Source organism: Colwellia psychrerythraea (assembly GCF_000764185.1).
GTDB lineage: Bacteria > Pseudomonadota > Gammaproteobacteria > Enterobacterales > Alteromonadaceae > Colwellia > Colwellia psychrerythraea_B.
This window is the reverse complement of the sequence record NZ_JQEC01000006.1, coordinates 125,666-140,280: the sequence shown is the minus strand read 5'-3', so window position 1 is coordinate 140,280 and position 14,615 is coordinate 125,666. Positions and strand designations below refer to the sequence as shown.

Sequence of the window (14,615 nt, the reverse complement as noted above, 5' to 3'; positions counted from 1 at the left end):
GAATTGAACTGAGCAAAACCCTGTAAAATCCTAAAGTGGTCACTTAATGGTTATGTGTCCTGGAGCATAACCATTAAGTTCCATGCTTTACTGTTACTTATTTAGTGAGAGAGCATTCACTGCCTAAGCAACAACTAAACGATAATCGTTCTCATTAAGTTAGTCAACATTATTTTAACAATTAATTTAAAATAATTATAAATTATTTTTTAAGTTTGGCAAAAGCATCGGCGAAAGCGTTACCCATAGCAGCATTATCGACTTTTTTGCTTTTCGATTTATTTTGCTGGTTAACAGGTTTCCCTTGTTGGCTTTTATTATTACTCGCAGTTACCTGATTATTTTTAGCCTTGTTGTCACGATTTTGAGCTTGGCTTGGTTTTTGGGCTTGAGTTACCACTTGTTCATCTAATCGCATAGTTAAACTGATGCGCTTGCGAGTTGCATCAATCTCAAGAACTTTGACTTTAACAATATCCCCTGCCTTGACGATTTCACGTGGATCACTAACAAATTTATCGGTTATGGAAGAAATGTGTACCAAGCCGTCTTGGTGTACGCCAATATCAACAAATGCACCAAAGTTAGCGACATTAGAGACAACACCCTCAAGTATCATACCTAGTGTTAAATCGGCCATGGTGGTTACACCTTCGGCAAAACTAGCGGTTTTAAACTCTGGACGAGGATCTCTCGTTGGTTTGGCTAGCTCATCAATAATTCCTTTTACTGTAATTTCACCAACTTCATCACTTGTTAACTGACTTATATCTAAGGCATTCAATTTGCTGCTGTTATTTAGCACTTGAGTTACATCGATTTGTAATTGCTTGAGAATTTTCTCTACCAAAGCATAACTTTCAGGATGCAAAGCAGATTGGTCTAACAGGTTATCACCATCGGTTATCCGTAAAAAACCGGCGGCTTGCTCAAATGCTTTTGGTCCTAATCGTGCTACTTTTTTTAATTGCTTTCTATTGGTAAAGCGCCCTTGGTCATCTCGATAGGCAACTATATTGCTAGCCATGGTTTTGTTTAACCCCGAAACCCGTGTTAATAACGCTGCCGATGCACTGTTTAAGTCAACACCTACCGCATTTACACAATCTTCGACAACATCATCAAGGGTTTTACTGAGCTGACTCTGACTAACATCATGCTGATACTGTCCAACACCTATGGCTTTAGGATCAATTTTTACCAGCTCAGCTAATGGATCTTGTAATCGCCTAGCGATGGAAACAGCACCACGAATTGATACATCAAGATCAGGAAATTCCTTAGCTGCAAATTCAGAGGCTGAATAAACAGATGCACCCGCTTCACTGACAATCATTTTAGTTAGCTGTATTTTACTTTCATCAGCTTTAAAAGTTTGTATAACCTCGGCCACTAATTTGTCACTTTCACGTGAACCAGTGCCATTACCAATAGCGACTAATTCAACTTTATGCTGTCGACAAGTATTAACTAAGGTTCTTACTGATTTATCCCAATGATTTTGTGGTGCATGTGGGAAGATAGTAGCGGTATGCAATAATTTTCCCGTGCCATCAACAATGGCAAGTTTACAACCAGTTCTTAATCCAGGATCTAAACCTAAGGTCACTTGTGCGCCAGCAGGAGCAGCCATTAATAAATCAGCAAGGTTATTAGAAAAAACATCTATCGCTTTAGTTTCAGCCTGTTCACGTAAACTAGTCACCAGTTCATTGGTCAAACTTACATTTAATTTGGCTTTCCAAGTTAATTGCACAACTTTTGTTAAAAATTCTGCTGCCGCTGGTTTATTACCTGTCGATAAACAACGTAATGTTAAATGTTCAATAATAAGCTGTTCAGCACTATTGAACACTGTCATTTCTTGGCCAGGATCAACATCAATATTCAGCTGTAGGAAGCCTTCATTTCTACCACGTAGCATCGCAAGCATGCGATGAGAGGGAACTGATTTAAGTTTTTCACTATGTTCAAAGTAATCACGGAATTTTGCCGCGGCTTTATCCTGCCCCTTAACCAGTTTACTCGTCAGGTGTGCTTGCTTTAACATATGTCGACGCAGCTTAGCGAGTAAATTTGCATCTTCACTAAAGCGTTCCGCCAAAATATAACTAGCCCCTTCAAGCACGGCTTTTACATCAGCAAAACCTGCCGCTTCATTGATAAAAGCTTGCGCTTCGACTATTGGCGTAAGTTGCCAGTTATTAAACAACTTATTAGCTAATGGTGTAATGCCTGCTTCACTGGCAATTTTTCCTTTAGTACGTCGTTTGGGTTTATAAGGTAAATATAAATCTTCTAAACGGGTTTTGTTATCTGCTTGTTTGATTAATTTTTCCAGCTCCGCACTAAGCTTATCTTGCTGTTTTATGCTTACTAAAATCACTTGCCTACGGTCTTCAAGTTCTCGTAAATAACTTAAGCGTTGTGCTAAATGGCGTAGATGATTGTCATCTAAACCTTGGGTGACTTCTTTACGGTAACGAGCGATAAATGGCACAGTAGCACCATCATCAAGTAAGGTAATAGCGGCATTAATTTGTACCGCGTTAACATTGAGTTCTTGAGCAATTTGCTCGGCAATAGTTAACATTGAAAGGCAGTTCCAGCAGGGTAATATGTTGGTTGGCATAATAGCAGAAAACTGTTCTGACGAAAATTATACTGCCACTTTCTGGCTATATTTGTAAAAAATGTACAGTATTACCACCTTGTGCCTTTGCTTGATAGGCGGCTTGATCGGCTAAATCGAATAAAGCTTTATAGTTAAAACTACCCTGCTCTGTTGAACTGATACCAAAGCTTGCAGCCACAACCACAGTAGACTTACTCGCTTGAATAGCATGAACTTTAGCACAGAGAAGATTAGCTTTTTTTGTCGCTTCTACTAGGGAGCAATGTGGCAGAACCACTAAAAATTCATCACCTCCTAAACGAACGGCAATATCTTCTAGCCGACAACTTTTTTGCAGTACCGCGGCAATATTAACCAGTACTTCATCACCTTGTTCATGACCAAAGGTATCATTAATATATTTAAATTTGTCGAGATCAATCATGATAAAACTTAGTGGGTATTTATGCCGCTTAGCTAAGCTCAATGCTTTTTTATTAAAAGAGTTGAGAAAGTAACGATTATATAAACCCGTTAACTGGTCTGTCATAGCTAACTGTTCTAATTTTTGTTGTTGGCTGATCATTTTTATGAATAGCTGCCGAGCTACTACTAAATTTTTTACTCTGGCGATTAACTCAGCCTGAATAACCGGCTTGATAATAAAATCATTTGCACCTACTTGCAGAGCATGAATTTTCTGGCTAGTTTTTATTGTCGCTGACATGGCAAGAATAGGCGTTAGCGCTTTACCATCAGTCTTTGCTCTGATCTCCTCAATCATCGCAATGCCATCTTTTTTGCCAGGTAGCACAATGTCTAACAGCACTAAATCATAAGCCGTGCTTTCAAATTGCAGTAAAGCATCTTCAGCCGTTTTATGGTGGTCCACCGTAAGGCCCATTTGCTGCAAAATTTCTTTGGTCATATTTGCTAATGTTAGATGATCTTCAACATATAAGATCCGGCCAGGCACTTGCACTACCGCTAAACTGTTCTTAGTTAGTTCAGTTAAAATATCTTTTAGCTTTGGTAATTCATTACGTTGGCAGACATAATTCACCTCAAAAATTTTCATTTCTGCTAATTTATTTTGATCTTGCTCACCGGTAATAACCACTATTTTGCAGTTTTCCATGCCCGAGATAACTTTTATCTGTTTAGCTAAGGTAAGTGCGGTCATGTCGACTAAATTCATTGCCACAATAACCAAATCAACTTTATTGTTCGTCAACTCTGTTAAGGCAGCGTCGCCAGTAGAGACTTCCTCATAACTTATAGAGTAGCCATAAAGAAATTCATTAAGTAATAATCGATAGACTCTTGAGGGTTCAACAACCAATGCTTTCATTCACACTTCTAATAACATAGATAAACTATTTAACAGTATGGTCGCTGTTTTTTAGTTATACCAATATACGTTACAATTTTGATATTATGTTGAGACTTAGTACAGTAATTATGAACAAATAAACTATGAAAAAATCAAACTATATAACTCGTGCAGGCTGGGATCGTTTAGATAAAGAACTGAAGTTTCTTTGGAAAGACGAACGACCTAAAATCACTCGTTCGGTCAGTGAAGCAGCGGCACAAGGTGATCGCAGTGAAAATGCCGAATATATTTATGGCAAACGACGTTTGCGAGAAATAGATCGACGAGTGCGCTTTTTAATGAAGCGTACCGAAGACTTAAACATAGTCTATCCCAACGCCCAGCAAGAAGGCCGAGTATTTTTTGGTGCTTGGGTTACCTTAGTCAATGAAGATGATATTGAAGTAATTTACCGTGTAGTTGGTCCTGATGAATGGGACATAAAACGAGGAGAAATCAGTATTGATTCACCCATGGCACGGGCATTATTAGGTAAAGTTGTTGGTGATGAGATAGTGGTAAAAACCCCTGAAGCTGAGCGATTTTTTGATATTATAAAGATTAGCTATAAGTTGCCATAATAAAGTCACTGGTAACCGACAGTTTAATAATCAAACTGTACGCCTAAACGTATATTTGCGCCACGTCGCATCTCACTACCATCTAGGGTGACTGTATCTAAGGTAGTAGCGACATCAAGATTGATAAATCTCATCATAGTAACACCGGCATTAATATAACCTAAGCCAGTACCTGCTAAATTTCTGCTCATACCTAAACGGGCGCTGGGTAACCACCAGCTATCAGCTGCATAACCTGCGGTTAAGGTAAACCACTGATACTCATCATGCATAGGATCAACAACAGCATTGGCATCTAATTCAACATTTAAGCTCCAATGGCGCTGATCAGTAAAAATACCCGCTTCGAGTTTCAACTGACGCTCCATGGTATACGTGACATGTTGATCTAGTTGGCTAATAATATTCTCTGAGTTAAACCGTCCTCGGTCATAATCAGGAAAATCATAATTATGTTCGAAAATACTCGTTAATGATGCACCTAGTTGATAATGCTCGGCCGCCCAAACTACCCCTAAATCCATATCAAGACCATTTTCATAAATAAAATCAGCATTTTTAATATCATCAAATAAAGCTTCCGTATCGGTAATTTCACCAATACGGGTACCAACATTGGTTAAACCTACTCGGTAAAACGTTGGTTTAACTCCCCAATATAAATCACCTAAATCACTTTCCAACGCATGTCGACTGTAAGACAGTGAAAACTGAGATACCTTCGCCGCTTTAATAAGCAATAGGCTGTCATTATCAACCGTCATTTTTACTTTGTTATTGGCCGGGTTATAAAACAAGGTTATTCCACCAGATAGATCAAGTTCTTGTACTGGGTCAGATTCACTTAAACCAGGGATGGTCTGCAGCTGTTCTTTAGCTTGCTCTGAATTAAAATTAATATCCTCAAAAATTCCAACCGCTTTCGAGTTGCCTTTAAAAGACATCCCCAACAATAAAGTACCACCGAATAGACCTTCATTTAAAACAAAACTAGCCTCACTAGTAGCTTCTGCTTTGCCGTAACCTTCAGATGCTATCAGGGCTAATAAACCGGCGGTGGTAATTACTTTGCTTTTAACAATATCGAGGCGTTCTTCTAGCTCAGGGTACTCGGCAAATAGGTCTTCCCAAGTGTAATCTCTAATAGGATTTTCAGGTGTTGGTGGTAATTCGACATCATTGCCGTCATCACCTTCACTTGGAGGATTGAACAGTAGTGATAATTCATCTATTTTGGCAAAAAGTTCATCGAGATTACCATATTCAATACCACCACCCAGCTCAATAGAGCCGCCCGTCATTACATGCGGATCTTTACGTGCGACAATTAAAGCTGCGGATGCCGGATTGCCGGCATTTGAAAGGGATTTTTGCGAATAATTTAGACTAGCACTTCGTGGTTGAATATCGGCCAAGACATATTGGCTCGGTAACGCCCATAAAAATAGTGCGATAACTATAAAGGCGCTATGTGTAGGCAATAAATTTATCAAATCCCTGATTGATGTAAAAAGCTGCAAAATTTCGACTCTATTTAGCGACAACATGTAACTAAGTGTACAACTGATGACCTACATTAACATAGCACCGAAAGTAGAACAGCTAAAACATATTTGCATTACAAAGTAATAACAATTAGCCCCCTAGATCCCATAGCCTTTATTATTTAACTATCCGACTCCTAATCGGAATTTGGCAAACATCCAGTACTGGTGGTGGTTTATTATAGAAAAATGCGCTGTCGCGGTTACGACGTTTCACTAGACGCTCAGCAAATGCTTTTGATTCAGTATTTTCTACTTCAATGTGAATTTGCTCGGCTTTTGCGACATCACTCATCAACTGCATGCTGACAATTTCAGTAAAGTCTCGATGGTCAACAGCATACTCCCCTTCAATAACTGCCGTTCTCTGTATTGCTTGCACATGTTGCATACCATGAACTACACGACCATAAATAGTCATAATACGATCTAAATAACGTGGTGCTTGGCCAATAACAATATAAAAGTGACTAGAGGCGGAATCTGCTGCATTATTTCTAGCCATAGCAATAGTACCAGGACAATGGGTCAACCAAGCTTTACCTGAATTAGGACTTTTTCCTTGTTGATAAGCAATAGCGAAACCGTCTTTAAAGCCCGTTTGTTGGGCAAATAAACCTTGTTGCTGTACAGGAGTATAAGCCCAATCTTTGGCTACTTTAAAATCTGCTTCCATGGCAAGAATAGGAACAGAAAGATCTTTTTTACTGCCATCTTTAGGTCCTGCTTGGGCAACAAAACCATCGATGACACGATAAAATTTGGTGCCATCATAAAAACCTTGTTGAGTTAGTTTGCTAAATTGTGCGGTATTTTTTGGAGAAAATTGCGGTGCTAGCTCTATAACCACTTTGCCATGGGGCAAGGTTAATAATACAGTATTATTAAGTGGCAACTTTCTCCACATTGAGTCCGCAGCATCATCAGCGCCGCAAGCACTAATAAAAAACAAAGTTGTTAACGTCAGTACCGTTTTTAAAGAAACTCTCATGGCAAACCTTTATCTGTTTTAAAGTAATACCAAATCCATTAAGATATTTCCCACTCAGCGTGAATTAAAAGCTTTTAAACTCGCCCTTTGGGAGTTTGACATCGCCCCATTAACAACTATAAATCCATTGAATTTAGAATAACTAGATCTAAATAAGTTTAACTTGTTAATGAACCACTGACATAACTCTGAGTAAGGAATAAATTTATTGGAATTAGTATAAGTAAATTAAATGCTATCATAGCCGCCATTAAAACAATACCGCATCTCCTGGGAGTATTTCGTGAACAAAAGTCTTATCACCAACCTCATTGCATTAGCTGTTACATTAGGCGGTTATGTTAGCGAGCAACATATTATTTTCACCTTTGGTCTTTTTGCTTTATCAGGCGCAATCACAAACTGGCTAGCTGTGCATATGCTCTTTGAAAAAGTACCATTACTTTATGGTTCTGGTGTTATTCCTGCTCGGTTTGAAGAATTCAAAATAGCTATTCGCCAATTGATGATGGAACAATTTTTTACTGAACAAAATATCGACCGTTTTCTTTCAGACAGCTCAGGTAAAGCCAGTACCATCGACTTATCCCCCATTATTGACAAGGTTGACCTTACTCCTGCGTTTAATAGTTTAGTGGAAGTTATTGAGCAATCATCGTTTGGACCTATGCTTGTTATGGTTGGTGGAAGTGAAGCAATTCAGCCAATGAAAGAACCTTTTATTGAGAAGATGAAGCTTTCAATGCAAGAAATTACCCAAAGTGAACAATTCAATACGCTATTAAGAGAAGAATTAGAACAACCCGATATTATTTCCGGCATGCGAGATAAAGTGAGCGATATTATCGAAAAACGTCTCAATGAATTAACGCCTCAATTAGTTAAAGAGATTGTGCAAAAGATGATTAAAAAACACCTCGGCTGGTTAGTCGTTTGGGGTGGTATATTTGGCGGTGTTATTGGTTTGGTTGCCGCATTTACTAATAATTTCTAGTGTTTAGCAGGTAAATAATTTTTACTTATAAAATAAAGCACAACAATCACACTAATTAATCTTAGTTTTGTCACTATATGGCATAAAAATCACTTTAATTAAGCCATAATTTTGGGTTATGCTTGGCCAACTAGAAAAATTAGAGCTTTTAGGTTAATAATCGCGATAATGCCTTATTTATCCCGCTCTCATCTAATATTAAGGAAATTTCTGTCATGTTTGATAGTTTAAAAGCTTTGCCTGCCGATCCAATTTTAGGATTAGGGATTAAATATAAAAAAGATACCAATCCAAAAAAAATTGATTTAGGTGTTGGCGTATACAAAGATGAAGCTGGCAATACTCCGGTACTTAATTGTGTGAAAAAAGCAGAACAACATCGTCTAACCACAGAACAAAGTAAAGCTTATATTAGCCCTGGTGGTTCACCATTATTCAACTCGGAAATGGCTAAACTCATTTTCGGTGCTGATCATAAAGTGCTAGCAGAAGATCGTGCTCGAATCATCTCAACACCAGGTGGAACTGGCGCTTTACGCGTGGCTGGTGAATTTATCAAGTCATGTAAATCTGACGCAACTATTTGGGTAAGTAATCCAACTTGGGCGAATCACAACGGTGTTTTTGCTGCTGCAGGCTTAAATGTTAAAACCTACCCTTATTACGATTATGAAAATAAGAGCTTAGATTTTGATGGCATGCTAAATGCGCTTAAAGAAGTTGGTAAAGATGATGTGGTGTTATTGCACGCTTGTTGTCATAACCCAAGTGGTATGGATTTAAATAAAGAGCAATGGCAACAAGTTGCAGAAGTAGCTAAGACTGTTGGTTTTACACCTTTACTTGATATGGCTTACCAAGGTTTTGGTACTGGCTTAGAAGACGATGCTTACGGTCTACGTTTACTCGCAGATACCGTTGAAGAAATGATTATTTGTAGTTCATGTTCTAAAAACTTCGGTTTATATCGTGAACGTATTGGTGCTTGTACCATTATTGGTTCATCGAGCATAGCCGTTGATATTGCAAACTCGGTATTACTTTATGTTGCGCGAGTTATCTATTCTATGCCGCCAGCGCATGGTGCCGCTATTGTTGAAACAATTTTAACGTCAGATGAATTGCGTACAGAATGGTATGGCGAATTAAAAGACATGCGTGACCGCATTAACGGTAATCGCAAATTAATCGTTGATAAGCTAATTGAACATGGTGTAACACAAGACTTTAGCCATATTAGTCGTCAAATGGGTATGTTTTCTTTCTTAGGTCTTTCACCTGAGCAAGTACAACAGCTTCAAGATGATTACAGCATCTATTTAGTGGGTTCAAGCCGTATGAGCATTGCTGGTTATTCAAATGATAATGTTGATTACTTAGCGCAATCAATTGCCAAAGTACTTTAGGCCTTCATCGCTTCAAGCACTTAAGTATAAATAAAATCTGGCTGAGCTTTTTTTATTCTAATAGAGTAAAATAGAGCCCAGCCTTTTTTTTGGCTAAATTTTATAAACAGTAGAGTATTCTCTATTTGATCCTAGCCATATGTAATTCAAGTTTGTTTTAAAGGAAATCCTGTGATTGTTCCCGGTAATTTATTTATTCTTTATGCACCAAGTGGTGCCGGTAAATCTAGCCTTATTAATGCCTTGTTAAACCAAGATAATCAAGCTTCTTCAAGAGCTATGCAGGTATCTGTATCTCATACCACCCGCGATATTCGTCCCGGTGAAAATAATGGTGAACATTACCACTTTGTTAGCATTAGCGAGTTTAAAAAACAAATAAGTAATAACGCATTTTATGAGTATGCCGAAGTCTTTGGTAATTATTACGGCACGTCTGAAGCGGCTATCGATACCCAACTAGCCCAAGGCATTGATGTATTCCTTGATATTGACTGGCAAGGCGCGCAGCAAGTTCGCATGAAAAAACCTAGCGTTACGACAATCTTTATTAGCCCACCATCTAAAGAAGAGTTAGAAAGGCGCTTAACAGGTCGTGGTCAAGACAGTGCTGAAATAATTGCTAGTCGTATGGCACAATCGCAAGCGGAATGCTCCCACTATAATGAATCTGATTACATTATTGTTAATGATAATTTCGACCAAGCGCTGCTAGATCTAACCACAATTGTAAACAATCAGCGTCTTAAATGCCGTCAACAGAGCATTGCACAGCAAGAATTGTTTAGTAAGCTACTAAATAATGAAGTAAGTCAGTAGCTGAATAATAAATAAAAAAGTTCTCTGTTGCGCGGCTATTGCTTGCTTAATTAATGAGTGAGCAGTAAACTACGCAGCTATTTTGTAAGTTAGTTTATTAGTTGGAGTGCCCAGATGGCTCGCGTAACTGTTGAAGATGCCGTAGAAAAAGTCGGTAATCGTTTTGATTTGGTGCTAGTTGCATCACGTCGTGCTCGTCAAATTGCTACGGGCGGAAAAGATCCATTGGTTGAAGTCGAAAACGACAAGCCAACAGTAATCGCTTTGCGTGAAATCGAAGCTGGCTTAATTACTACAGACATTATGAACACTTCTGATCGTGCACAACAAATTCAGCAAGATACTGCTGAATTAGATGCTGTTGCAGCGATTGTTGGTGGTCAAGAAGACGAATTATAAGCTAGAGTTATTTCTTTCTAAGAAAGATTTAGTTTTAAGCACTTAAAAACGCGTACCTTATTCTGCTTTATGCGAGAAAATAGGTTACGCGTTTTTTATTGCCTGTTCCTTAGTTATTTATAAGTAACCTGAACTCTGGATAATGAGTGCTTGATGTTGTAAGTAATGTTTTAATACCAATTCCACTAAGTTGCCGGCCACTTGTACGGGTTAAAATACTCCAAAGCGACATAGCTTTAATCAATGCCTTGCCTCTAAGCCTTTTAATACTCGCTGAATCGTGCATTTCGATGTAACATGAGTATATTACTAGGGTATATACTCGAATTATCCCCTTTACCCCCCTGCATTTGGAGCATTAGGTGTACCTATTTGAACCTTTAAAAGAACTTAGCTCTACCTACCTATCAAAAGTACAAATTGATTTACTTAAACACGCTTATATTGTTGCGCGTGATGCCCATGATGGACAAATGCGTTCAAGTGGTGACCCTTATATTACTCACCCAGTTGCCGTAGCAATTAATTTAGCCCAAATGCGTTTAGATCATGAAACTTTGATGGCGGCTTTATTACACGACGTTATTGAAGATACTGAAGTTACCAAAGATGAATTGGCTGAGCTTTTTGGTCATACAGTAGCCGAGCTTGTTGAAGGGGTAAGTAAACTAGATAAATTAAAGTTTGATAACAAAGAAGAAATGCAAGCGGAGAACTTCCGTAAAATGGTGCTTGCCATGGTGCAAGACATTCGTGTTATTTTAATTAAACTTGCCGATCGTACTCATAATATGCGTACTCTTGGCTCTTTAAGACCTGATAAACGTCGACGTATCGCGCGCGAAACTTTAGAGATTTATGCACCAATAGCTAACCGTTTAGGTATTCATGATATCAAAAATGAATTAGAGCTATTAGGTTTTGAAGCACTTTACCCCATGCGTTCACGTGCTTTGAAGTCTGCGGTACAAAGTGCCCGTGGCAACCGTAAAGCGATTATTGATAATATTGAAAAAGAAATCGCTGCTCGCCTCAAGGAGAGTGGTATTGATGCACAAATTATGGGTAGAGAAAAACATCTCTATTCTATTTATCGCAAAATGCTCAATAAAGAATTAATGTTCAATGAAGTCATGGATATTTATGCTTTCCGCGTCATTGTTAATGAAAAAATAGATAATTGCTACCGTGCTCTAGGTGCCATGCACAATCTTTTCAAACCAATTGAAACGCGTTTTAAAGATTATATTGCTATACCAAAAACTAACGGTTATCAATCACTGCATACCTCACTAATTGGTCCACATGGTATACCGGTTGAAATTCAAATCCGCACCCACGATATGGATCAAATGGCCGACAAAGGTGTTGCCGCGCATTGGCTTTATAAACAAGACGGCGAGAATACGGGCACTACCGCGCAAATGAAAGCCCGTCGTTGGATGCAAAGTTTATTAGAGCTGCAACAAAGTGCAGGTAGCTCTTTTGAGTTTATTGAAAACGTTAAATCTGATTTATTTCCTGAAGAAATTTACGTATTTACCCCAGATGGTCGAATTATTGAACTCCCCATGGGCGCTACGGCAATCGATTTTGCTTATGCTGTGCATACAGACGTTGGTAATTCGTGTGTTGGTGTAAAGGTAGATCGTAAACCCTACCCTATGAGCCAACCAATAGATTCAGGGCAAACGATTGAAGTCATAACGTCTACCGCAGCCCGACCTAATGCCACCTGGTTAAATTTTGTTGTCACAGCTAAAGCACGCTTACAAATAAGAACTTACTTAAGAAGTTGTGAAAAAGATGAATCTCATGCCTTAGGCTTGCGTTTATTAAGTCATGCTTTGGGTAAAACTAAACTTGAAGACCTAGCACAAGAAAAGATTGATGAAGTTGTGCAACAAAGTGGTAATGATAATTTAGCTGGCTTGCTTACCAATATAGGTTTGGGTAATGCCCTGAGCATTGGTATCGCCAGACAATTAACTGATGGTTTTACCGAAGATAACGAATTAACTTCATCAAGTAGCAAAACTAAAATGCCGATAAAAGGCACTGAAGGCATGTTAGTAAGCTACGGAAAATGTTGTCGTCCAATCCCTGGTGATGCTATTTTAGCTTATTTAAGTCCAGGTAAGGGTTTGATGGTGCACCAACAAGGTTGTCGAAATATCAAAGGACATGACCAAGGTAGCCTGTTCCCAGTGAAGTGGGATAGCGACATTGATAAAGAGTTTATTGCTAAGCTACGCGTAGAAATTGTTAACCATCAAGGAGCACTAGCATTATTAACTAATGTTATTGCTAAGTGTGGCTCAAATGTGCACAGTTTAAATTCTGGTGAAAAAGAAGCTGGTTTGTACGTGATCGACATGGAAATCACCTGTCGAGACCGTATTCATTTAGCTGATATTATTAGAAAAATCAAAGTAATGATTGATGTACAACGCGTTATTAGAAACAAGTAATTATCTCGATATATTTTAAGCTATTGCTTAATAACGAAAGCAATACTGCAAACGAAATTTAAAATTAGAAAGCAGAGCAATATGCTCATGTTGTAACCACAGCTATTACCCAAGGAAAGATTATGAAAAGCATTATCAGTACAGACAAAGCACCTAGCGCTATTGGTACATATAGCCAAGCAGTAAAAGTAAACAATACAGTTTATTTGTCAGGTCAAATTCCATTGATTGCTGAAACCATGGAAGTGATTGAAGGTGACTTTGCTGCACAAGCTGAGCAAGTATTTAAAAACTTAGTTGCAGTATGTGATGCAGCAGGTGGCGAAATTAACGACATGGTAAAAGTTAACATCTTCCTAACAGATTTAAGTAACTTTGCTACAGTAAACGAGATTATGAGTCGTTATTTTAACCAGCCTTACCCAGCAAGAGCGGCTGTACAAGTTTCTAGATTGCCTAAAGATGTTGAAATTGAAATTGATGGTATCTTAGAACTACCTAGCGTCAATTAAAAATAGGCTTCATTAATACCATTTAACCTGCATTGTCAGCGCTATTTATTTAAGTCACTTATACATATAAGCTCCCTAAATTAATAGCTTGACGGCTTTGTTTAAATCGCATTACTTTTTCCTATTACCCAGCTGTATTCTAGCTTTGATTAAGAGTTGAGCTAAAATTATTTAAAAGATTAAACAAAATGACTCCAGAAAGATTAGCACGTATTAATACCATGTTAGACAAACGCCAACCTGACTTAACGGTTTGCATGGAAGGCTTACACAAATCTCATAACTTAGCCGCCGTAGTACGTACTTGTGATGCTATTGGTATTAGTGATGTTCATGCCGTTTGGAAAAGTGAAGAGGCAGAAGTTCGAGGGGGTAGTGCTGCAGGTAGCCAAAATTGGATTGACGTGCATAACTATCATAAAACTGCTGATGCAATTAAAGCGTTAAAAGCACAAGGCATGCAAGTATTGGTAACTAACTTGTCTGATACTGCGGTTAACTTTACCGAAATAGATTATACCAAACCTACCGCTATTATTTTAGGGCAAGAGAAGTTTGGCACCTCAAAAGAAGCGCTTGAGCTAGCTGATCACCACATTGTGATTCCTATGGTTGGCATGGTGCAATCATTAAATGTTTCTGTGGCTTGTTCTGTTGTTTTATACGAAGCCCAGCGCCAACGCGAAGCTGCAGGCATGTATGATAAACCTCTTTTAAGTAATGAGCGCCGTCAACGAACTTTATTTGAAGGTGGTCACCCTATCTTTGCCGAAGCCTGTCAGCGTAAAGGTTTACCTTACCCTGAAATTGATGAAGCAGGACAAATTGTCGCTGATGAACTATGGTGGCAAAAAATGCAAATGAACAAAAAAGCTTGGCAGCATATTGATGATTAATAACTTAATCTAA

General features: G+C 38.4%; 12 protein-coding genes. 8 read left to right on the top strand and 4 right to left on the bottom strand.

Features of this window, described 5'->3' with window-relative positions; translation table 11 throughout:
- Positions 1-202: 202 nt before the first annotated feature.
- Together GAB14E_RS18315 and GAB14E_RS18320 are read right to left on the bottom strand one after the other, a co-directional pair.
- A complete protein-coding gene (locus tag GAB14E_RS18315; protein ID WP_033080993.1) occupies positions 203-2,593 on the bottom strand; it encodes a Tex family protein in 2,391 nt (796 codons plus the stop codon).
- An 85-nt stretch (positions 2,594-2,678) separates the two neighbouring features.
- A complete protein-coding gene (locus tag GAB14E_RS18320; protein ID WP_033080992.1) occupies positions 2,679-3,965 on the bottom strand; it encodes a diguanylate cyclase in 1,287 nt (428 codons plus the stop codon).
- A 125-nt stretch (positions 3,966-4,090) separates the two neighbouring features.
- Between GAB14E_RS18320 and greB the strand changes: the two genes are divergently transcribed.
- Positions 4,091-4,570 (top strand): transcription elongation factor GreB, encoded by a 480-nt coding sequence (gene greB / locus GAB14E_RS18325; protein ID WP_033080991.1) that lies wholly within the window; start codon positions 4,091-4,093, stop codon positions 4,568-4,570.
- Between the two features lie 23 nt (positions 4,571-4,593).
- Here the strand turns inward: greB and traF are convergent, their stop codons facing one another.
- Both traF and GAB14E_RS18335 read right to left on the bottom strand, forming a co-directional pair.
- Positions 4,594-6,051 carry a conjugal transfer protein TraF gene (gene traF, locus GAB14E_RS18330; protein WP_231561979.1) on the bottom strand — a complete coding sequence of 486 codons (1,458 nt, stop codon included), beginning with the start codon at positions 6,049-6,051 and terminating at the stop codon, positions 4,594-4,596.
- A 181-nt stretch (positions 6,052-6,232) separates the two neighbouring features.
- A complete protein-coding gene (locus GAB14E_RS18335; protein ID WP_033080989.1) occupies positions 6,233-7,105 on the bottom strand; it encodes a peptidylprolyl isomerase in 873 nt (290 codons plus the stop codon).
- Positions 7,106-7,388: 283 nt separating this feature from the next.
- On the opposite strand from GAB14E_RS18335, the gene GAB14E_RS18340 reads away from it, so the two are divergent.
- The 7 genes from GAB14E_RS18340 (at position 7,389) to trmH (ending at position 14,602) form a co-directional block, all read left to right on the top strand.
- On the top strand, positions 7,389-8,099 hold the full coding sequence (locus tag GAB14E_RS18340) for a DUF445 domain-containing protein (RefSeq protein ID WP_033080988.1): 711 nt from the start codon (positions 7,389-7,391) through the stop codon (positions 8,097-8,099).
- A 215-nt stretch (positions 8,100-8,314) separates the two neighbouring features.
- Entirely contained in the window at positions 8,315-9,505 is a 1,191-nt protein-coding gene (locus tag GAB14E_RS18345) for an amino acid aminotransferase (protein WP_033080987.1), read from the top strand.
- A gap of 171 nt (positions 9,506-9,676) precedes the next feature.
- Positions 9,677-10,324, top strand: coding sequence for a guanylate kinase (gene gmk, locus GAB14E_RS18350; protein WP_033080986.1), 648 nt, complete (start codon positions 9,677-9,679; stop codon positions 10,322-10,324).
- 114 nt (positions 10,325-10,438) lie between these two features.
- A complete protein-coding gene (gene rpoZ, locus GAB14E_RS18355; protein WP_033080985.1) occupies positions 10,439-10,723 on the top strand; it encodes a DNA-directed RNA polymerase subunit omega in 285 nt (94 codons plus the stop codon).
- A gap of 362 nt (positions 10,724-11,085) precedes the next feature.
- Complete coding sequence (spoT, locus tag GAB14E_RS18360; protein ID WP_033080984.1) at positions 11,086-13,194, top strand: bifunctional GTP diphosphokinase/guanosine-3',5'-bis pyrophosphate 3'-pyrophosphohydrolase; 2,109 nt, start codon at positions 11,086-11,088, stop codon at positions 13,192-13,194.
- A 119-nt stretch (positions 13,195-13,313) separates the two neighbouring features.
- The gene (locus tag GAB14E_RS18365; RefSeq protein WP_197061155.1) at positions 13,314-13,706 is read left to right on the top strand and encodes a RidA family protein; all 393 of its coding nucleotides are present in this window, start codon (positions 13,314-13,316) and stop codon (positions 13,704-13,706) included.
- A gap of 188 nt (positions 13,707-13,894) precedes the next feature.
- Positions 13,895-14,602, top strand: a complete 708-nt coding sequence (gene trmH / locus GAB14E_RS18370) for a tRNA (guanosine(18)-2'-O)-methyltransferase TrmH (RefSeq protein ID WP_033080982.1) — start codon at positions 13,895-13,897, stop codon at positions 14,600-14,602.
- The last annotated feature ends 13 nt before the right edge of the window (positions 14,603-14,615 follow it).

Coding starts and splice junctions, on each gene's coding strand:
- GAB14E_RS18320 (WP_033080992.1), bottom strand. CDS start 3,965: ATGAAAGCATTGGTTGTTGAACCCTCAAGAGTCTATCGATTATTACTT.
- GAB14E_RS18345 (WP_033080987.1), top strand. CDS start 8,315: ATGTTTGATAGTTTAAAAGCTTTGCCTGCCGATCCAATTTTAGGATTA.
- rpoZ (WP_033080985.1), top strand. CDS start 10,439: ATGGCTCGCGTAACTGTTGAAGATGCCGTAGAAAAAGTCGGTAATCGT.
- trmH (WP_033080982.1), top strand. CDS start 13,895: ATGACTCCAGAAAGATTAGCACGTATTAATACCATGTTAGACAAACGC.
- greB (WP_033080991.1), top strand. CDS start 4,091: ATGAAAAAATCAAACTATATAACTCGTGCAGGCTGGGATCGTTTAGAT.
- GAB14E_RS18315 (WP_033080993.1), bottom strand. CDS start 2,593: ATGTTAACTATTGCCGAGCAAATTGCTCAAGAACTCAATGTTAACGCG.
- GAB14E_RS18335 (WP_033080989.1), bottom strand. CDS start 7,105: ATGAGAGTTTCTTTAAAAACGGTACTGACGTTAACAACTTTGTTTTTT.